This is a genomic window from Crocinitomicaceae bacterium (genome assembly GCA_016708105.1).
GTDB lineage: Bacteria > Bacteroidota > Bacteroidia > Flavobacteriales_D > Crocinitomicaceae > JADJGJ01.
Genome location: JADJGJ010000001.1, coordinates 2,212,688 through 2,233,754 on the forward strand (window position 1 = coordinate 2,212,688; position 21,067 = coordinate 2,233,754).

The following is a 21,067-nucleotide window of genomic DNA, read 5'->3' on the forward strand; positions in this document are numbered from 1 at the left end:
AGGTTCAGAAAATAAAATCTCATTAAATTTGAGCAATGGCTGAAATCAAAGATCAACATACAGCATCTGCTCCGGAAAAAAAGGAGAATGAATCACACTCAGACAAGCATCACGGATATGCAGTTGTTATTCTGGGTTTGGTAGCAGCTTTGCTAACCATGCCGCTATTCATGTTGCTCTATAAATACATTCCCGCACTGGAAATTAATATTGGAGCAAACGGAATACGTTTAGATCATATCATTCTCTTTTTGCTGATTTTTTTTGTAGCATATTATTTGTTGCGAAAGTTCAGAACTGTAGTATACATCATTATGATTGCAGGATTAGTGGTACTGACCATTACTAATTTTTCAGGCATCTATACCTTAGATCATCTCTATCATGATTACTCTGAATTTCTTTATAACCTCTCAGAAAATTCGCTTGAAAATGAATTCAGTTACAGCAACACTACTTTTTCAAGAGAACAAGAATTGCGCAATGCCATTGATTATGATAAGCCCGAAGTAAGAAATTACGCCGCCAGCATTGCGGTTAAACACTTTGAAGCTGAATCTTATTTATCAAAGAATAAAAAATGGGTACAATTTTTCAGCATATTTAAAGAGATATATGGACATTGGAAATACGTGTATGATCCGGTAGGTGAAGAATATTATTCCAAGGCAAGTGAAACACTCACACAATTGAATTATGATGACAATTTTAAAGGAGACTGTGATGATTATTCCATCTTCATGGCGTCGTGTATCAAAGCGGTTGGTGGTGAAGTACGCCTGATACGCACCGTAGTTGAGCGCAATGGACAACGTGGAGGACACATGTATCCTGAAGTGAAATTTGGTAATTCCAAAGATCTTGAAACGGTGGTATACTTGATAAAAAATGTATTCTTCATTGAAGAAGCCAAAGGAAAATCCATCTATTATTACGAAGATGCTAAAGGATTTATCTGGCTTAACTTTGATTACAATGACGCTTATCCCGGAAATAAATTTCAAAGCGACATTCGCGAAACTGAGATTCTGATCTAAAAGTTTAAATCCTGTAAAACGTTTTAGGTAAATAACTGCGGTTTATCTGTCAATTTAATGCATTCGTCTAAAAGATTTGCGATTCAAGGCAAACCTTGGTACATTTTATTGACTTTGAACCCAAACCCTATGGACATCCGAAACTGCAACTTTCATTGCCCGCACTGCACACACCAACTTAATTCAGAAGGATTTATTTCACTTTCTACTAAACGATCTAATGGAGAAGAAGGCACTATCAGATTAGCTACCTCTTTTGGCAATTATGAATACTCACATGAACCGGAAGTTAAATTTACCGATGGAGAATTGGTTGCATTTGCTTGCCCTTCATGCCGCAATCAGGTACATTCAGATAAGTATAAAGATTATGCCATGATCAAAATGCAAGTCAACGATAAAATTGTATTTGATATTTTGTTTTCACGTGAAGCCGGTAAACGTAAAACGTATATTGTCACTGAAGACGGCATTGAATCCTACTCAGAGTAAAGGAGGGAGGAAATTTGCCAGTTTTTGTTGACCCTCGTGTTTTTTTTCCTCTCTTCTCATTCCTCTCTCCGGGAGAGAGAGGAAGTGACGTTTGTTCGCACTTTTTGGTAACCCTCGTGTTTTTTTTTCCTCTCTTCTCATTCCTCTCTCCGGGAGAAAGAGGAAGTGACCTTAGTTCGCACTTTTTGTTAACCCTCGTGTTTTTTTTCTCTCTTCTCATTCCTCTCACCGGGAGAGAGAGGAAGTGACGTTAGTTCGCACTTTTTGGAAACTCGTGTGTACTGGTCTTCTTCTACTTTGGAGAGAGTATTGAGTGGAGGATACAGCCTCTGACTCAATGGTTTTAACAAATAATCAAATTTGGATTACGGATAATAATTACCTTTATTAATAAGGTGAGTGTCTATTGTCTTGTATCTTCACCTCAATTACATTTGACTCCATCAACCTCATCTCAAGCCGTATGAAAAAATTATTGATTTACTCGCTGCCCCTTCTGCTTTTTGCTTGTGGCACCGGAAAAGTGGAAGACGCTGAACTTGTTCAGATCAATCCTGAATATTCACGATACGTATCTGCATTTACCGGCGGCACCATCTCATCAGACGGTATAGTTAGAGTGAAACTCAAAGATCCGGTCTCACCTGAAAAAAAAGAAACCGATCCTTCTGATATTTTTTCCCTTACTCCAAACGCTGAAGGAATTGTAAGTTGGGCTGATGATCAAACCCTAGAGTTTGATCCCGTTACCCCATTGCACAGCGGTGTGCGCTATAAAGGTTCTCTTGACCTTGAAAGTCTTATGGAAGTTGAACCGGGATTTGAATTGTTTGAGTTTAATTTCAGAACAATTAAAAAAGATTTCAGAGTTGAACTTGATCAGTTCTCTCCTTATAATACTGCTGATTTTTCAAGACAACGTTTACATGGCAAAATTCATTTCAATGATTTGGTTGATTCAACGCATGTATTAAATATTATTCACGCAACACAAGATGGAAACAACCTGGATGTTGATTTAAAAAAAGAAAACAAGTTTACCTGGAGTTTTACAGTGAATGATATTCAACGTAAAAATGATCGTTCAAATCTTTCATTGAATTGGAACGGTGAAGGCGCAGGCATTGAAACAACCGGTGAAAAAAAATTGAACATTCCTGCACTTGATGAATTTGTGGTGGTAGATGTTGAAGTAGTGCATGCGCCGCATCAGTATATTAAAATTCACTTTTCAGATCCACTTAATAAATCTCAGTTATTTGATGGTTTAATTTATTTGAATGATCATGATGTAACAATGATTGTTGAAGATCAGGCAGTCATCCTCTACCCTACTGAGCGCATTGTAGGTTCAGAGTACGTAAATATTGATGCGGGTATAGAAAATGTCCGCGGACAAAAACTCCAATCACGCGAAGCGTACAGAGTATATTTTGAAGATATTGCTCCGCAGATTGAATTGCTGGGAGAAGGAACCATTGTGCCGCGATCAAACGATTCTCACTTCCCTTTCAAGGCAGTTAATCTCAGCGCTGTGGATGTTACTATTATAAAAATTTATGAAGACAATGTATTGCAATTTTTTCAATCCAATTCGTATGACGGAACCTATCAGCTCAGACGAGTTGGGCGTGAAGTTTACCAGCAGCGTGTTGAATTGAATCCTGACGGTGATCTCAATTTACGTGACTGGAATAATTTCTCCATTGATCTAAGAAAATATACTGACCTTGAACCTGGCGCCATCTACCGCATCAAATTATCTGCTAAAAAAGAATACTCTATTTATGAATGTACTGATCAACCTAACATTGATGAATCACTAACCGCTTTTGCATTTACCGGTTCAGATGAAGAATGGACTGAGGCAGATTGGTACGGATCATACGATGATGATTACTACTACGATTATGATTATTATGAAGGTGATTATTATAACTACGATTATGATTACGATGAAATGAGACGCCAACGCAAGGATCCTTGCCATGATCGCTTTTATGAAAATCTTTATAAAGAACGCAATGTACTTGTTTCAGATATTGGAATAATTGCCAAAGCAGGCGGTGATAAAACCATGCACATTTTCACCACAGATCTAATTACTACCGATCCATTGAGTGAGGTAAAATTAAAATTCTATGATTTTCAACAACAACTTTTAGGTGAGACAAGTACTGATGCCGAAGGAATGGGAGAACTTCGTATGGACAGAAAACCATTCGTTGTGGTTGCTGAACACAAAGGACAAAAAGGCTATCTAAAACTGAATGATGGAGAAAGTTTATCTCTCAGTAAATTTGATGTGAGTGGCGAGACAGTTCAAAATGGAATCAAGGGATTCATTTATACTGAGCGAGGTGTATGGCGACCTGGCGACAGCTTGTTCCTTTCATTCATGCTAGAAGATAAAAGTGATGTATTGCCGGCATCACATCCGGTTAAAATGGAACTCATCAATCCAAAAGGAAATATTATCTATGAAAAAATCAGAACTACATCAGTCAATGGATTATATGATTTCAGATTAAAAACTAAAGACAATGCCCTTACCGGAAATTACACAGCAAAAGTAACGGTAGGTAATCGTGTCTATTTCAAACAACTTAAAATTGAAACGGTAAAACCAAATCGCCTAAAAATCAATCTAAAATTTGCCGGTGAAAAGCTCAATCAAAAATCCGGCAGAAATGTAAATCTAGATGTAACATGGCTACACGGTGCAGTTGCAGGCGGACTAAAAACAAAAGTAGATGTTCACCTCACTGCAACTACTACATCATTTAAAAAATTTGATCGTTTTATTTTTGATGATCCGCTGAAAGAATTTGCTTCAGAAGACAGAACGATATTTGAAGGGAATTTGGATGCAAATGGCAAACTGAATTTTGATCATGGCATTCAGCTCACTGATGCTGCACCCGGAATGTTGAAAGCATATTTCACCACAAAAGTTTTTGAAAACGGAGGTGAATTCAGTATTGACCGCACCTCAGTTACTTATTCGCCCTACACTGAATATGCGGGTATTCGTGTACCAGAAGGTGACATGTATGGTGGTACCCTGGTTACCGGAAAAGATCATCCGATTGAAATAGTAACCCTCAATGAAAACGGAGGATTTGTTTCAAGTTCAGTCAACGTAAAAGTGTATAAATTAGAATGGCGTTGGTGGTGGGATAGCTATGACAATGATCTGGCAAGTTATATCTCGCGCGTTTCTACCATTCCGGTTGATGAAAAAAATCTAACCACGGCAGGCGGAAAAGCAATCTACAAATTCAGAGTCAACCAACCTGAATGGGGACGCTATCTCATATTAGTTGAAGACGAAGCCTCAGGTCACACCACCGGAAAAATAGTTTATGTTGACTGGCCTTATGAATATCGCTCGTCACGCAGCAATTCAGAAAATGCCACCATGCTCACTTTTTCAACAGATAAAGAAGTGTATTCAAAAGGAGAGTTTGTGCAGCTAACCATTCCTACACCTGAAGAAGGGCGAGCTTTGATCAGTATTGAAAGCGGAACAAAAATTGTGGACAAATTCTGGATTGAAACAACAAAAGGAGAAACAAAATGTGAATTTGCAACAACTGAAGAAATGGATCCGAATGTTTATATCCATGTCACACTTGTTCAACCTTACGCAACTACTAAAAATGATCTTCCAATTCGCATGTACGGTGTGATGCCAATTACGGTAGAAGATCCTCTTTCACACCTAGAACCCGTAATTCAAATGCCGGATGTTCTCAAACCAGAAACTACAACAACCATTAAAGTAGGAGAAAAAAATGGCAGAAAAATGACCTATACTTTGGCAATTGTCGATGAAGGATTATTGGATTTGACCAGTTTCAAAACGCCTGATCCATGGACACATTTTTATGCACGTGAAGCATTGGGTGTGAAAACTTGGGACATGTATGATTATGTACTTGGAACCTACGCTGAAGAAATGGATAAACTATTAGCTATTGGTGGTGATGAAGATGGACTCAACAGAAAATCAGTCAAGGCAAATCGCTTTGAACCTATGGTGCGCTTTCTAGGTCCGTTTGAAACTGATGGAAAAATTAATTCACACACTATTCAAATTCCAAACTACGTTGGGTCAGTGAGAGTAATGGTTGTTGCCGGGCAAGAAACAGCGTATGGCAGAACAGAAAAAACCGTTCCGGTAAGAAATCCTTTGATGGTGTTAGCTACACTGCCGAGAGTTGTTGGACCGGGTGAAACAGTGACTTTACCGGTGAACGTTTTTGCCATGGAAAAAAATATCAGTCAGGTAAGTGTATCAGTAACCACTAATGAGTTTTTCAAAATTGATGGAGAAAAAACTCAGACACTCAGCTTCTCTGAAATTGGAGACAAGCTGGCAAATTTCAAATTGCAGGTATCAGAAAAAACCGGAATTGGAACAGTGAGTATTGTTGCCACCAGCGGGTCAGAGAAAGCCCGATTTGAAATTGAAATTGATGTGCGCACACCAAATGCTGAACAAACTGTAACGGTTGATCAGGTATTGAATCCGGAAGAAACTTTCACCGGCAATGTAAATTATTTTGGAGTTGAAGGAACAAACCGTGCATTTCTTGAAGTGTCAAATTTCCCTGCTATTGATTTGGGTAAGCGTCTTGATTATCTGATTCATTATCCGCACGGATGCATTGAGCAAACTACATCAGCCGTTTTTCCACAATTATTCCTCGCAGATATTATGGAACTTGACAATACAAAAAAATTGCAGATACAAAATAATATCAATGCGGGCATTGAGCGTATTCGTTCATTCCAAACATCCAATGGAGGATTTGCATATTGGCCGGGTGAAACTTATGACAGTGAGTGGGGAACAAACTACGCCGGTCACTTTTTAATTGAAGCAGAGAAAAAGGGATACACCGTGCCTGCCGGAATGAAAAATCAATGGTTGAATTACCAGAAAAAGCAAGCAAAGAATTGGAACAAAGCAAACGAAAGTGTACAAGGATATTACTACGATGATTTAACCCAGGCCTATCGTTTATATACCCTTGCCTTAGCCGGCAAAGCTGAACTTGGTTTGATGAATCGGTTACGTGAGCGCACTGATCTTTCTTTACCTGCGCGCTGGAGACTTGCTGCTGCATATAAAATTGCAGGACAACGTGAAGTAGCAATTGAACTCATCAAAGGATTTGGAAAATCTGTTCCTAAATACACTGAACTATCTTACACCTTTGGTTCTGACGTAAGAGATCAAGCCATGATAGTTGAAACATTAGTGTTACTCAACATGAAAAATGATGCGGCAGAATTGGCAAAAGATCTGGCAGATAAATTGAATGATGAAACCTGGATGAGCACACAAACCACGGCATATAGTTTATTGGCTGTTAGTAAATATTTAGGCGCATACAAAGGAGCAACCAAATTGACTTTTGCTTTTGACATTGACGGAAATAAAGGAACGCGCAATTCAGATTTAAGTATGATTAGTTTTGAATTGAATGAAAAAGCAGATGAGGTTATGGTTAAAAATACCAGCACCGGCGTAATTTATATCAGGTTGATCACAAAAGGAATTCCGGTTGCGGGCAATGAACAGCCACAAGCCAATAATATTTCACTCAGTGTAGAATATTTTGACATGAAAAACAATAAAATTGATATCGCCAACATGAAACAAGGCACAGATTTTATTGCAGAGATCAAGGTAAAAAACACGGGGTTACGAGGTAATCTGAAAGAATTGGCACTGACACAAATTGTACCGTCAGGCTGGGAAATTCACAATAGCCGAATGGATGAATATAATTCTAATAACTCATCTTATTTTACTTATCAGGATATTCGTGATGATCGTATTCAAACGTATTTTGATTTGGATGTAAACTCAACTAAAGTATTCAGAGTGCAACTCAACTCAAGCTATCTTGGAAAATTCTATTTGCCGGGCATCGCGGTGGAAGCTATGTATGACAATACGGTGTACAGCAGAGTGAAAGGACAATGGGTAAACGTGGTGCAATAAAAAATTGAAGGCGCTTTTCGTAGGGTTGATTAGCCTAACCAAATGGTGAGTAAAATGTTGCCAGTTGGTTTAATCCCTCCGGATTTATTTTCGGGGGGATTTTTTTTAATTGATTTTATTTATTTCAGAAGACGCAGATTTTTTATACTTCAAATCCAACATCACAATAATAGCTGTGAAACCCCAAACCGGAATCGTTGCTTTGTCAGTATCTAGATAATTATTCAAGATACCATGCACAAAATAAGTAACCAAACCCAGTGTGATCAATAGCACTGTCAAACGAAGATCACCACTTGGCATACGAATATACAGCGTGATGGCTGTGTAAAAAATATATCCTACCAGAATGAGCATAAGAATTAAACCGGGCAAACCTTGTTCAGCCAGCGGACCAAGATATTCTGAATGCGCATTACCTCGGTTACCTGAATTGGTTGAAATAATTGTTTTGAATGATTCAAGCTGAAATGGTGCGTATACCATGGCATAGGTGCCGGGGCCCCAACCTAAAAATGGTCTTTCCTCCCACAAGCGCACAGCACAATACCACCGGTTAAGACGCTCAAGATTGGATGCATCTGTGGTGATATTGGTCATTGACTCAAGGCGTTCATCCATGTTTTCTGTTGCGTGTTCAGCATTGTTTTTTTCAAGTGAATGCATGATTTGTGTCCATGAAATAGCAACATACACGGCGCCACAAAATCCAAGCATTATGAGGTATTTGAATTTGATTTTAAATCTGATCAACAAATAAACCACTGCTGCTACAAACAAACTGAGCCAAGCTGCCCGAGTATATGACATGATGATGGCAAATCCAAACAATATCAGCAGCGAAATCAAACTTGCCTGAACCAAAGGACCATTTTTTCGTCCAATCAAGAAACCAAAAATGATTGGAAAAACCAAAGCAAGAATTGCCCCATAAGAGGTGTGATCTTTAAAAAACGGGAACATCACCCAGTGACCGGTCTCTTCATCAAACCCATACACAGCGTGATTTGAAAGGGTATATAGTACAACAACACTAAGTGATCCGATGTAAAACCAGATGAAGCGCTGAATGTTTTTTTCATTCTTGAAAAAGAGATATCCGTAAAAATAAATAGGAATAATAAACCAGAGTTTAGTAAGCAAAAATTTGAATGAAACCAGAGGAAGTTCGCTCGTAATGCAAGTCAAAAAAATCCAGCACAATTGTAGAATAAAAACAATTGTCACCGGGTGTGTGAGAAATGCTTTATCAAACCAACGCGAAATAAATTGCATGGCAACCACCAAAATTAAAATGCCAAACAACAAAGGTTCAGTGGGTAAAAACAAACCTATTTCACCGCCAACAAATTCTTCAATATTGACGGATAACGGTGTAAAAATTACGATGAATAAAAAGAGTTTATCCATGTGATACACTCCGGCATAAATCATCAACAACGCGGCCGGTATGGCTGAAAGGAAAAATTCTTCACGACAGGTATAATAAATATTCATTCCCAGAAAGAGAAAACCCAAAAGGTAAAACCACTTTGTTCTGAGAATTTCCTGCATGAAACACTTAATTAACTGATGCGTTTGATCTCTTTGAATTTTTCAATTCCCAACAGCAGGAAAACAGCAAATAAAAAAGTACTGAAGGTGGCAAATAATACAATGATAGCACGTTTTGGTTTTGCCTTTTTATCAGGCACCTCAGCCATAGAGTGGCGAATAGTTTGTTGAATATTGGTGCTCGCATATTGAGTTGATTGATCATTTACATCCAAAATATTTGAATAACGCAGGGCAAAAAATTCACTCAGATTTGAATAGATATCATAATCTGAACCATACTTCTGAGTTGCGTCCAGCTTGCGTTTCATTTCAGCAGCAAACGCTTGATCACCTGATTTTTTTGCTTCAAGATAAGCCGTGCTCAAATTTTGACGCTCATCTTTACTCACCACACCTGAATCACTTAGCGCACGCAAACGATCACTATAATCTCCCATCTCAGTTTTTATCAATGACACTTCATGCTGTACGGCATACATTGGACCAACAGAGCGTTGCCTGATCATTCTGTTCATCACAGTATCCACAAGCCTTACAATATCATTGGCAATTTCTGCTGCCAGCATTGGATCAGTATCATACACATCAATGTTGATTGAATTATACCTGGTACGTTCAAATTTTATATTGCCCTCATACACCTTTTGAAATTCATAGCGCGCGTGGGTTTGGGTACAATCAATTTCATAGTGCGAATACAAATTGTGTTTAATAGTTAAACTATCTCTGATTTCAGGAGAAATCAACACTTGCAGCAAACGCTCAGCATCTGCTTCATCACCAAACTCAACCACTGAATTGCGTGAATTGGTATTGTAATCTACCGAATTTGATTTGGTAGGAAACACAATTGCTCTAGCCATATAATACGGCGTAAGCAACATTGAAGCTCCAATAGAAAGCACAAATGCTGAAGCAGTAATAATCATTAAGGGTTTGCGCTTTTTCCACAAAAATGAAATCAACTGCCCTGAGTTTAATGCGGGTTCTTTGCTCATGAATAAATATTTAATTGCGTGTTATGATTAGTTAAACATCTTGTTCTTTTCAATATTAATTTGCTTTTAGATAGAGTCAACCTAGTCGGTATCCTGCAAAAAAGCTGCAAAGATACAACTGATTGCGATTCCATTTCAGAGCAATCTGCTGAAAATAAAATTTGATCTATGTTAGGGTTCATGCCTGTCATTCTGTTGAATTGCCTGAATTCAGAACAATTTTTACGTGAAAAACATGAAAAAGGTTAAGCGGGATTTCAAGGGATTCATGAAATTGAGAAACGTGATAACAAGGCTTTTCGTATTTTTAGTCTCTGATTCTTTTCAGAATTTACTATAACTCAAAAAATAAACAGGATGAAATTGAACTTCAAAACATTTGGAATTCTCGCGTTGACAGCAGGAACAGGCATATATTTTCTTGCCGATTCAGAAGAACAACAGCAACTGAACCCCAATCAAGGTGACAGCAAACAAATTCCCATACCTGCAACAGTATATGAACACATGCAAGATGAAAAGGAGTTTGGTGAACGCAAGCGGAATTATTTTGACCATATTCATGGTAATTATCCTAATTGGAGAGAAATCAACCAAGCAAATTTTAATTCCATTTATGAGCAAAGGGCTTTACAGCGCAGTATGAAAATTCCTGAAGTATTTGCTGACGGAGCATTGAGTGGTGAATGGGTAGAACGCGGAAGTAACGATCAGGCAGGTAATGTGCAAATTTCAGACTACCATATATCAACTGGAAATGTTTACGCAATTTCAGACGGTGGTACTTTATGGAAAGGTGACCTCAACGATGGTGCTTGGACACCCATGAATGAAGACATTCAATTTGGTAGTCGTGTATTGAAAGTATTTGATCTACCAGGTGGAGGCACAAGAATTTTAGCCGTAAGAGGACATGGTGTTTTCTACTCAGATGATGATGGCGCAAGCTGGACTCAATCAACGGGTTTCACCTCTGATTGGGATTACGGTGCAGGTATTGATTTAGCAAGATTGAATGACGCACAAAACACACTGGTGTACGTTTATCTGGCTTATGATTTTGGTTTGTCAAGTTATGAAAATCGGCTTGCTTATTCTGTGAATGACGGTACTTCATGGACTGTTGTAACAGATTTCAACACATACAGCAGTCATTTTATTTCTATGGATGTGCCATATAACTCAGCTACCGCCTACATTGTGAATGGTGCTGATGAAACGTATATTTTTGAAAGCGGATCACTGACACAAATATCTTCTTCACCCGGATTATCTGGAACTGAAAGCTGTTATCTGGCAACTAATATGACTTCAACCGATACCACACTTTGGGTGTTAATGGACAATCATGACCTCTACAAATCAACTGATGGCGGCGCAAATTACACCTACATTAGCACTACTCCGGTTGACTCATGGGATGCTGGTATTGAAGTTTCAATTGATGATCCTGACATTCTTTATTTAGGTGAAATGGAATTATATCAATCAACAGATGGTGGATTAAATTTTAATCTGGTAAATAATTGGTGGGAATATTACGGAGACGTTGCCGGAAAAATTCATGCAGACATCATGAGCATTACCTCATTTAAAAATTCCGGCGGGCAAGAATTTACGCTAATACCAAACCATGGCGGTATTAGTGTTTCGTATGATAATTTGGCGACTACAGAAAACATAGGAATGCTCAATCTAAATGTGGGTCAATTTTATGATGTAATCACAAGCCCTGTCAATTCAAATTTTGTTTTTGGCGGAACACAAGATCAGGGATATCAGCGGTCTACAACAGGAAACAGCATGAGCAGCTCATCATTTGATCAAGTGATTTCAGGTGATTATGGTCAAATGCAATTTTCAAATAACGGACAAGGAATTTGGATTCAATATCCGGGAGCAGATTTTTCATATTATTCATCTGCTATGACAGACAACTGGTCTGATTTCAGTTATAACTTAGAAGGATCAGACATGCCAAATTATGATTGGATTGTGCCAACATCTCCTGCACCTGATGCTGATGATGATTACATTCTGGTTGGCGGTGGAGAAATTACCGGTGGTGCAGGATCGTATTTAATCAAGGTTGAAAATGTTGGTCTGAATGCTATTCCAACACAGTATGATTATGATTTTAGTGCAGCTTCAGGCGGTGGTTTAATTTCAGCCATTGGTGTAACACCGTTTGATCAAGACAAATGGTATGTTGCAACAGACAACGGTAAATTTTTTCATTCTGAAGACGCTGGAACAAACTGGACTGAAACAGCTTCATTTAACGGACCGGAAGGAGATTGGATTTATGGTGCATGCATTTACGCTTCCCGTAAAACTGATGGTTTGGTATTTGTCGGAGGCGCTGGTTATAGTGTAGATGCCGTATTTATGTCAACCGATGGTGGTGTAACTTTTAACGGAATATGGTCAAGTCCATTACCTGAAACTGCAGTGCATGAAATGGTGATGGATCCAATGGAGCAATTCCTTTTTGCAGCAACCGACGCAGGACCTTATGTTTATGTTGTTGCTGAAGGTGAATGGTACAGTCTGCTTGGATTAAGTGCACCTGTTCAGGAATATATGTGTGTTGAATATGTAGAGGCAGAACACATCGTGCGTTTTGGAACATGGGGTCGTGGTATCTGGGATTTATTTTTGCCATACGAAGCAGGCATAAAACCGGCTGATGAATTAGCCATGTTCTCTATCTACCCTAACCCAAGTATTGACGGTAAAGTAACTATTGAAACTGATCAACCCGCTGTGCTGGTAATTGTTGATGAAACAGGTAGAAAAGTATTCAATACGCCGCTCACGCAAGACATCAATCATGTTGATTTATCATCACTGCCAAAAGGTGTTTACATCAGTGCAATCATTAGTGCAGATGGAAAAATAAATCGTGCAAAGTGGATCAGACAATGATAAAAAAAACAAGTTTATTTTTACTACTCAGCATCCTGATAATTTCTTGTAAAAAAGAAACCGTTCAGGATGCTGCACCCTCATTAATTGGAAACTGGAAACATTACTCTGCTCAAAGTGATTGGCACATCATTCACATCAACGCAGACGGCACAGGCACTATGGAGTGGTATGCCAATGGAGAACTGCTTGAAATAACCAAATCCAGAACATGGTATTTTAAAGACAACACCATTTACTTTGGTAAAATTGCATGGAATGGCGAACTGTATGAGGTATTAGATTTTCCTTCAACAAGTATTGCTGAAAGCATTCAACTTTTTGACACATTGAAAGCAGGTAAGCGCTTCATGAAATTAGACAAAGGGTATTATACAGAATTTGAATAATGCAAAGCAGAAAAAATATGTATAGCATCAGTGGGTCAATGTTCACATTGCTATTTTTAGCATCATGTAATATAAGTACAAGTCAATCTGGTAAAGAGTCAGAACCTTCAAGTCACGTTGAAACGAGTGAAGAAACAAAAAACAAATTTGCCCGTGGAGAAGAAATTTATTCGGCTCAGTGTGCTGCTTGCCATCAACCTGATGGAAAGGGAATAGAAGGAACTTTTCCTCCCTTGGCTAATTCAGATTATTTGATGGCAGATAAAACACGAGCCATAAAACAAATCATCCATGGATCAAGTGGTGAAATGATTGTAAATGGAAAAACGTATAACGGCATTATGCCTGCTCCGCAATTGACTGATGAAGAAGTTCAGTTTGTCACCTACTACATTTTGAACGCATGGGGAAATGAAGGTGGAGACGTGAGTGCAGATGACGTCAAAAAGGCAAAGACAGAATAATTTTTTTATACCTGTTCTCTTGCAATAATTGATTATGAAAAATTTTATATTTCCACTTCTTGTTATTGTACTTTCAGCTTGTCAGACAAATTCCAATACTGAACAGACAGAGCAAGAAATACTAGTCACAGAAGAAAAAACGACGTGTGAAAACATGACTGACGCGGCATTGAATTTCATGAATGATTATGTTGATTATTGCCTTAATCCGCAACCTGAGACCGGACTCACCGCATGGATTGATCAACGAAAAGATGTAACAACCCATTTCAAAGATGAATTGAACACGATACTTCGTGAAGCCATTGAAAATGATCCCGAAATGGGACTTGGTTTTGATCCGCTGCTCAACGCACAAGACTGTCCTGAAAAAGGATTTGAATTATTTTCATGTGATTCAACATCCAAATTGGTAGAAGTAAGTGGTATTGATTATCCGGAATTCAAAGTCAACATTTCGCTTCTTCAAGAAAATAATATTTGGAAAATTGAGGGATGTGGTGTGGTAAATATTTTTTGATTTTCAGATTCACATGAGATTCAGTGAAGATGTTTTTAATCTGAATTTAGCAGTAGAATAACTATTGAACCAAAAGGCTGTCCAACCAAAAACATTGCTGCGCAATAGCTATTAGTTTGGAATTGTTGATGAATTAGTGCCTCGTCTACTTGAACGAAAAACAGGAATCAGAATTAGTGGCGCTAAAATTGAGACAACTATTATTAAATAATTGATTAATCCGACTCTTTCTGCAAAGGTTTGCTCAGAATACTTTTGGACCAATTCACCTTTGCTAATCTGCTTGAAATTTATGGGACTCACTCTATCGGCAGGAAAATTCTCATGGCTGCGCATATCAATCAGAAGCCATTCCATCTGACTTTTATTCCGAATATCCTGAACTCTCAATAACAAATAATTCTCGTCTGGATCAATGAGCGATACATCTATAAACCAATCTCCAGAGTTATACTTGGTGTTGATGAAATAAGTACCCACTTCCGTGGCGCTCAAACGGAATTGGGCACCATTAATTAAATATTGTACAGGAACATTTATGAACCCAATGATAAACAATACAATTGTAACAGACAGCATTAAGAAATATCGTTTCAAATTAGCTCTCATTAGAAAGTAAAAACTTAACAACCATTCAAAGATAGAAGTATTAAAGATTAATGGTAATTATCAGTCGTCCATATGCGCAGGATAAAACTTATCCGTTGCTGCGCATCTTTCACTGTCTTAACAAATGATTCGCATCAAGAATGAGTATTTGAGTCGCTATTTTTGCCATATCAATTCTGCATCTTTCAGTAATATCACAAATTTTGATACCTTGCTTTTTTATTCTTTAGGATGCCAAATTGGCATCTCAACTTTTAATATCTGGATGACATTATTATACTGCTTTCCTCGCTCCAAAACCTCTATTCACCCTAGGCTTGTAAAGGTGATATCTACATTTTTAAACCAAAATGACTGTTAATTATTACTTCCCATAAATATACATATTTAATACTTATGGGAAGTTATTAATTCGATTATTATTCAAAATAAAATAATTATTTACTTCCCATAACTAATATTTATTACTACTTTTGGGAAGCATATAATGTATTTCTTATGATAGGTAGAAAGTATGAAATCAAAAGACTGAATGAAAGCCTAAAGTCTAAAAAATCTGAACTCATAGCTGTTTATGGCAGAAGACGAGTGGGAAAGACTTATCTAATTCGCAAAGTCTACGAGAAACACATTAAGTTTGAAGTGACCGGGCTGTACGGTGGCAACCATGAAAAACAACTTGACATTTTTTTTTATGAACTTAAAAAGCTTTCCAAAAAAATAAAAAAAAGCGATAAACCCAAAAACTGGAAAGATGCCTTTGAACTCTTGAAAACATATATCAACAGTCTAAGAGGTAAAAGTAAAAAAGTAATATTCATAGATGAAATGCCCTGGCTTGACACTCATAAGTCAGACTTTAGAATGTACTTCGGTCATTTCTGGAATACCTATTGCGAAAAACGAAATGATATTGTAATCGTATTGTGTGGTTCAGCTGCATCCTATATGGTTCAAAATGTAATATCAAACCAAGGAAGTTTGCATGCACGACTTACTTATAAACTTCAGATAAAACCTTTCACATTATTTGAAACTAAAGAATTTTTAAAAACCAAAAATATAAGCTGGGGCCACTATCATATACTCCATTTATATTTGGCAATAGGTGGAATTCCACACTATCTTAATAAAATCAAGAAAGGAGAGAGCGTTGTACAATCTATCCAGAGACTCTGCTTTGACACCAATGGAGATTTGGTAAATGAATTTAATGAAATTTTTGAGTCATTATTTACCCACTCTTCATCACACATATCAATTGTAAGAGCGCTTGGAAAATCAGGCAAAGGAATTCCAAGGGATGAATTAATAACAAAATCGAAGCATGCGGGTGGTGGTGCTTTCACAAGAGCTCTTGAAGAGTTGATAGCATCTGGTTTTGTGACGAAATATCCAGCATTTGATAAAAAAGTTAGAAAAATGTTATATCGCTTAACTGATGAATATTCAAAATTCTACTTAAAATATATAGAACCTAATAAGAATCAGGGAGAGAACTTTTGGAAAACCATGTTTCAACAACAGACCTACCTGTCTTGGGCTGGATTTAATTTTGAAACAATTTGTCTCAAACATGTGCCCCTGATAAAAAAAGCTCTTAAGATAGAAGGGATACACTCAAATAACTCAAGTTGGTCAGTGAAAGGAGCTCAAGTTGACTTGGTGATAAAAAGAGCAGACAATTGGGTAAACTTATGTGAAATGAAATTCTACAGTGCACCTTTAAAAATAGGCAAGAAAGAACTAATCAGTCTGAGAAATAAAGTCTCAAAATTTAAAGCCGATACTAGAACAAAAGATGTTGTGGTAATTACCATGATAACAACTTATGGTGTTGTTGAAGATAACAATTCACATGAAATAGTAGAAAATTCTTTTACGATGGACATTCTATTTGAGGACTTTCAATGAACCATAAACCGAACAGTATTTTTCCCATGTTCATGAGGTTTTTTAAACAATTGTACCATTTGAATAATTGGGAAATTACAAGAAAAATTTAGCAATAGAATAAATTTTGCAATCCGTTTGGTTCACTCTTAGTTTTAAATTCAATCACGCATAAAAAAAATCCCGTAGCACACTGTACTACGGGATTTTTTATAGTTGAATTATCACGGAATTACTCCACAATCAAACGCAAGGTGGTTAGTTCATCATTACGTGTTATCTGAACCAAGTAAATACCTGCTTCAAGATTTGAAATGTCAATTTGTTGATCTCCATTTGAAGTTACAACCAATTCACCTGCGATGTTGAAAATTGAAACCAAGTCATCAGTCTGTACATTCAGATTAATGAATGTTGATGCAGGATTAGGATACATTTCAAAAGAATTATTTTCTTCAATTGAAGCAAAGCCCTGCACGGTAATATCTGCAGAAATTCGAGGATAAATTTTCACCTCACTAAATGACAACATGGTAACACCGGTAACAGCATATACATTATTCAGTGTTGGAGTATAAGCATAAATCTGATCATCAATCAACCTATCACCTGAACCGTCATTCACAGTCCATTGACCAAAACCGGCATCAGCATTGTTGCAGGTGGCATTTGTTACTTGAACTAAAACACTTTCATATTGTTCTTCAGCCGCTGCCAGCGTTGTCACAACAACCGGTGTTGGTTGCGCATTGCCAGAATTCACAACAGTCACATCGGTAACAAATCCAATTTCAGTTAATCCAAAATATTCCTGAACAGTTCCGGTAACTTCAACGCTATCACCTAAAGCTAAAGTGTAACCATCTTCATAAACGTAGATTCCATTCCAAGCTCCGTTTCCATCTTGAATGAAAAAATTTCCTGAATCTACACCTAATTCAACGATACCGGTAACAATACCATAGGTGGTAACAACATTTCCGTTTTCAGGTGAATCACCAGATGAATCTAAGGTGTATTGAATATCATAGATAGAAGTTACTGTAGGAACAACAGGTACAGATTGTTTAATACAAATAGAATCTACAAGAATACCGATAAAAAAAGGCGCACCATCCGTAGCCATATCAGTTTCTTTAATAGATAAAATAAATTGCGCTGAAGTACAACCGGCAGGCGCAACGACAGTTTGAGTGAGATATACTAATGTGCCAGCTGATTCTACAGACATATCCAAATAGGTATTGTACGTATTGTAAGCATCGTTAGTCACATCATACAATCCTGTTCTGAGATCACCGGTTGTAGCTCTCACCCACATTTCAATTTCATAAGTTTCACCTGGCACAACAGTAACATTTTGAGTTGTAAAACGCTCATGAGAAGTTTGAGTATTGATTAATGATGCGATGCTGGTGCCATACGTAACACCAACTGTTTGTTCTACCACGCTGTCAGCAGGAATGCTGGTCTTAGTACCCATAAAGTCAGTTGGAACTCCACCTGACCATGAACTTAAATCACTTTGAAAAACCACTTGTGAAGAAGCAGAAAATCCCAAAGCGAGCATTGTAAAAAGTGTAATTGTTTTTTTCATATTATTTGTTTTTGTTGTTCGTGTTTAAACTTAGTGAAAGCATTTTGCCTTCATGTTAACCTTTAATTTTGATATTGTCAATTTCCCATGTACTGCCATCACTGCTAGATCCGGTATAGATAAAAGCAAAATGCACATTGGTGCCAATGTAAGATGTTAATGCCAGTTCACCAGAGTTTATCCAAGCCCAAGAACCTCCTGAAAGAGCTGGACTCAACGTAGTCCAAGTTCCGGTTGACGGATCTCCACTAACATAATCTGTAGAAACTTTTACTTGCAATACAGGGCCTGAATAATTTTTAGCATTGTCAAACGATAATGTTGGAGCTGAATAAGGCGTAAGATCAATAGATGGTGAAATCAACCAATTTTCTGTATCCACATTTGCACTGCCATTCCAGTTTGAAATAGATGCGTAAGGCGTTGCAGCACCACCTGCGGTTGATGTTTCCCAAGCGGTAGTTCCAATCACTTTTACTTCTGTCCAGCCGCCTGATGAAATGAGGTCATCATCAAAATCTTTATTCATCACGATACCCGGACAACGCGTACCCGTCATGTTAATTTCATCATACGCACGAATGTACAATTGCAATTCATCATAATTAAAATGACTTACAATAACCGTAATATCACCATTACCTTGTGCTATTTGTTCATCCGCAAAACTTGAGTATCCACTTGTCCGCACAATAATGGTATTTCCACTGCAATCTTCTAAAAGAATGTTTACTGATTCCAAGTTCTCTTCATCAGCATAAGTATTGTTAAGTTCATAAGCAACAAACTGAACATTTTCAATTTTTACCAACTGAGATTCCAGCGCAGGTGTAATTTGGTCAATAGTTTTTACCACCGGTTCAAATTCAACACCGCTGTCTAACTTTAAAACATTATTATCTACGTCCACAGAATCCAATTGCAAAACACCATTGTATTTACTCACGATGGTACCTTTCAAATAAATACGAACTGAATCTCCCTGATACAAACCGCCGCCACTTAAAATGCGAACATTGATAGCTCCGGTAGCATCTTGCATGTAAACATTTTTGTAGATATTCCCGTCTGTTTCATCCATGGTAATTACACCAACTACAGAAACTTCGTCTGTAATGGAAACTTTGGTTCCGGCTGCTGCTTGCCAGTTGCGTAAACTGTCAATAGTTATCAGCGGTGTTTCAGGAATGCTATCCAAAGGAGGAGTATCGTATTCTTTTTTACACGCAGTCAACGAAACTAAAACTGATATTGCTAAAATTATTTTTTTCATTCTACTTTTCTTTATTTCTTTCAAAGCATCTTTTCAGATTACCTTTTTTACTTTACTATAATTCAAACACACTATCCGTTTACAACGATGTCATCTAGTTCCCATGTTTTTCCGCTTGAAGTATTACCGGTGTACTTGAATGCAATGCGCACGCCACTTGTCAGATAAGCTGATAAATCAATCACGCCAGAATTCACCCATGCCCATGATCCGGTTGACCAAGTAGCTGTGAGAGGTGTCCAAGTATAACCATTCGGGTCTCCGGTTCCGGGATAATCTGTTGAAATCAACAAAGCAAGTGCATCACCGGTATAGTTGCATGCATTTTCAAATGACAAATCAGCTGATGTTGAATTACTCAAATCAAGTGCTGGAGAAATGAGCCAGCTTTCAGTTTGTTCATTGGCTGAACCATTCCAATTTGAACACATACCATAAGGTTCAGGTGCTCCACCTAAATCACTGGTAGCCCATGTTAATGTACCGGTTACTTGTTGCACTATCCAACCTCCTGAGGTAATGCTGTTATCATCAAAATCTTTCATGATTAATTGGCCGGGACAACGAGCACCGCTCAGTGTAATTTCATTGTATGATCTCAAGATGAGTTGAATTTCTCCGTTGTATTGATTCACAATGCAGGTGATAGATCCATTTCCTGTTGGCAAACTTGTGCCGGCATAACTGGCATAACCACTTGTGCGCACAATAATGGTATTTCCACTGCAATCTTCAATCATTCTGTTTTCAGAACTCTGATTTGCGGCATCAGCAAATGTTTGTCCCAATTCAGCATATTGAAATTGTACATTTTCTAATTTCACAAGTAATCCTTCATCTTCTAGTGTAATTTGATCAATTGTTTTTACCGCAGCATCAAAAGTATTGTCTGAAGATTGTTTGATAATTGCTTTGTCAGGATCAATAGAATCTAATTGAATCACTCCGGCATAATCTGAAAGATATGCACCTTTCAATGCAATTCTTACGCTGTCTCCTGCTCTAAAATCACATGAAGAAGTTAAACGAACATTAATACCTGCAGTATGATCTTGTACATAAAGTTGCTTATATATATTTCCGCTTGATTCATCCATAGTCACAACACCGTAAACTGAAAGTTCTTCAGTAATAGAAAGCGGACCACTTTGTGTTTCCCAATTTCGTAAACTATCAATCGTTACAATTTGTGATGCAACAATGGTATCAATTGGCGGCGTATCGGGTTCTTTTTTACATGATAAAATAATCAGTGATGATAAGAGGAGTGTATATTTTATATTTTTCATTT

The 21,067-nt window shown here is 37.6% G+C and carries 14 protein-coding genes; 8 read left to right on the top strand and 6 right to left on the bottom strand.

Translation table 11 applies throughout. The features are described from left to right. Positions 1–35 precede the first annotated feature (35 nt). From IPH66_09705 to IPH66_09715, 3 genes are all read left to right on the top strand, one after another. Positions 36–1,037, top strand: coding sequence for a hypothetical protein (locus IPH66_09705; GenBank protein ID MBK7129620.1), 1,002 nt, complete (start codon positions 36–38; stop codon positions 1,035–1,037). A gap of 129 nt (positions 1,038–1,166) precedes the next feature. After that, positions 1,167–1,529, top strand: coding sequence for a hypothetical protein (locus tag IPH66_09710; GenBank protein MBK7129621.1), 363 nt, complete (start codon positions 1,167–1,169; stop codon positions 1,527–1,529). A 463-nt stretch (positions 1,530–1,992) separates the two neighbouring features. Beyond that, positions 1,993–7,548, top strand: a complete 5,556-nt coding sequence (locus IPH66_09715) for a hypothetical protein (GenBank protein ID MBK7129622.1) — start codon at positions 1,993–1,995, stop codon at positions 7,546–7,548. A gap of 105 nt (positions 7,549–7,653) precedes the next feature. Here the strand turns inward: IPH66_09715 and IPH66_09720 are convergent, their stop codons facing one another. Together IPH66_09720 and IPH66_09725 are read right to left on the bottom strand one after the other, a co-directional pair. Then, positions 7,654–9,102 carry an O-antigen ligase family protein gene (locus tag IPH66_09720; protein MBK7129623.1) on the bottom strand — a complete coding sequence of 483 codons (1,449 nt, stop codon included), beginning with the start codon at positions 9,100–9,102 and terminating at the stop codon, positions 7,654–7,656. A gap of 11 nt (positions 9,103–9,113) precedes the next feature. After that, complete coding sequence (locus tag IPH66_09725; protein ID MBK7129624.1) at positions 9,114–10,103, bottom strand: hypothetical protein; 990 nt, start codon at positions 10,101–10,103, stop codon at positions 9,114–9,116. Positions 10,104–10,460: 357 nt separating this feature from the next. Between IPH66_09725 and IPH66_09730 the strand changes: the two genes are divergently transcribed. Genes IPH66_09730 through IPH66_09745 form a run of 4 tightly spaced genes read left to right on the top strand, consistent with a single transcriptional unit; the run spans position 10,461 to position 14,404 of the window. After that, positions 10,461–13,031, top strand: coding sequence for a T9SS type A sorting domain-containing protein (locus IPH66_09730; protein ID MBK7129625.1), 2,571 nt, complete (start codon positions 10,461–10,463; stop codon positions 13,029–13,031). Continuing rightward, entirely contained in the window at positions 13,016–13,420 is a 405-nt protein-coding gene (locus tag IPH66_09735) for a hypothetical protein (GenBank protein MBK7129626.1), read from the top strand. Before IPH66_09730 ends, IPH66_09735 begins: the two co-directional genes overlap by 16 nt. Next, the gene (locus tag IPH66_09740; GenBank protein ID MBK7129627.1) at positions 13,420–13,884 is read left to right on the top strand and encodes a cytochrome c; all 465 of its coding nucleotides are present in this window, start codon (positions 13,420–13,422) and stop codon (positions 13,882–13,884) included. Before IPH66_09735 ends, IPH66_09740 begins: the two co-directional genes overlap by 1 nt. Before the next feature lie 34 nt (positions 13,885–13,918). After that, complete coding sequence (locus tag IPH66_09745; GenBank protein ID MBK7129628.1) at positions 13,919–14,404, top strand: hypothetical protein; 486 nt, start codon at positions 13,919–13,921, stop codon at positions 14,402–14,404. A gap of 111 nt (positions 14,405–14,515) precedes the next feature. On the opposite strand, the gene IPH66_09750 is transcribed toward IPH66_09745, so the two are convergent. Continuing rightward, positions 14,516–15,013: a hypothetical protein gene (locus IPH66_09750; GenBank protein ID MBK7129629.1), complete on the bottom strand. Its 498-nt coding sequence runs from the start codon at positions 15,011–15,013 to the stop codon at positions 14,516–14,518. A 498-nt stretch (positions 15,014–15,511) separates the two neighbouring features. Here IPH66_09750 and IPH66_09755 point away from each other — a divergent pair, with 498 nt between their 5' ends. Next, entirely contained in the window at positions 15,512–16,927 is a 1,416-nt protein-coding gene (locus tag IPH66_09755; protein ID MBK7129630.1) for an AAA family ATPase, read from the top strand. A 211-nt stretch (positions 16,928–17,138) separates the two neighbouring features. Here IPH66_09755 and IPH66_09760 read toward each other — a convergent pair whose 3' ends face one another. The 3 genes from IPH66_09760 to IPH66_09770 all read right to left on the bottom strand — a co-directional run bounded on the left by IPH66_09760 (position 17,139) and on the right by IPH66_09770 (position 21,065). Further along, positions 17,139–18,503 carry a T9SS type A sorting domain-containing protein gene (locus IPH66_09760; GenBank protein ID MBK7129631.1) on the bottom strand — a complete coding sequence of 455 codons (1,365 nt, stop codon included), beginning with the start codon at positions 18,501–18,503 and terminating at the stop codon, positions 17,139–17,141. Between the two features lie 55 nt (positions 18,504–18,558). Beyond that, positions 18,559–19,776, bottom strand: coding sequence for an OB-fold nucleic acid binding domain-containing protein (locus tag IPH66_09765; GenBank protein MBK7129632.1), 1,218 nt, complete (start codon positions 19,774–19,776; stop codon positions 18,559–18,561). Between the two features lie 71 nt (positions 19,777–19,847). After that, entirely contained in the window at positions 19,848–21,065 is a 1,218-nt protein-coding gene (locus IPH66_09770; protein ID MBK7129633.1) for a choice-of-anchor J domain-containing protein, read from the bottom strand. Between the last annotated feature and the right edge of the window lie 2 nt (positions 21,066–21,067).

What these genes read in the sequence shown, in the direction of transcription:
- IPH66_09770 (MBK7129633.1), bottom strand. Translation starts at nt 21,065, where the DNA reads ATGAAAAATATAAAATATACACTCCTCTTATCATCACTGATTATTTTA.
- IPH66_09765 (MBK7129632.1), bottom strand. Translation starts at nt 19,776, where the DNA reads ATGAAAAAAATAATTTTAGCAATATCAGTTTTAGTTTCGTTGACTGCG.
- IPH66_09710 (MBK7129621.1), top strand. Translation starts at nt 1,167, where the DNA reads ATGGACATCCGAAACTGCAACTTTCATTGCCCGCACTGCACACACCAA.
- IPH66_09760 (MBK7129631.1), bottom strand. Translation starts at nt 18,503, where the DNA reads ATGAAAAAAACAATTACACTTTTTACAATGCTCGCTTTGGGATTTTCT.
- IPH66_09745 (MBK7129628.1), top strand. Translation starts at nt 13,919, where the DNA reads ATGAAAAATTTTATATTTCCACTTCTTGTTATTGTACTTTCAGCTTGT.
- IPH66_09740 (MBK7129627.1), top strand. Translation starts at nt 13,420, where the DNA reads ATGCAAAGCAGAAAAAATATGTATAGCATCAGTGGGTCAATGTTCACA.
- IPH66_09715 (MBK7129622.1), top strand. Translation starts at nt 1,993, where the DNA reads ATGAAAAAATTATTGATTTACTCGCTGCCCCTTCTGCTTTTTGCTTGT.
- IPH66_09730 (MBK7129625.1), top strand. Translation starts at nt 10,461, where the DNA reads ATGAAATTGAACTTCAAAACATTTGGAATTCTCGCGTTGACAGCAGGA.
- IPH66_09725 (MBK7129624.1), bottom strand. Translation starts at nt 10,103, where the DNA reads ATGAGCAAAGAACCCGCATTAAACTCAGGGCAGTTGATTTCATTTTTG.
- IPH66_09755 (MBK7129630.1), top strand. Translation starts at nt 15,512, where the DNA reads ATGATAGGTAGAAAGTATGAAATCAAAAGACTGAATGAAAGCCTAAAG.
- IPH66_09705 (MBK7129620.1), top strand. Translation starts at nt 36, where the DNA reads ATGGCTGAAATCAAAGATCAACATACAGCATCTGCTCCGGAAAAAAAG.
- IPH66_09750 (MBK7129629.1), bottom strand. Translation starts at nt 15,013, where the DNA reads ATGAGAGCTAATTTGAAACGATATTTCTTAATGCTGTCTGTTACAATT.
- IPH66_09720 (MBK7129623.1), bottom strand. Translation starts at nt 9,102, where the DNA reads ATGCAGGAAATTCTCAGAACAAAGTGGTTTTACCTTTTGGGTTTTCTC.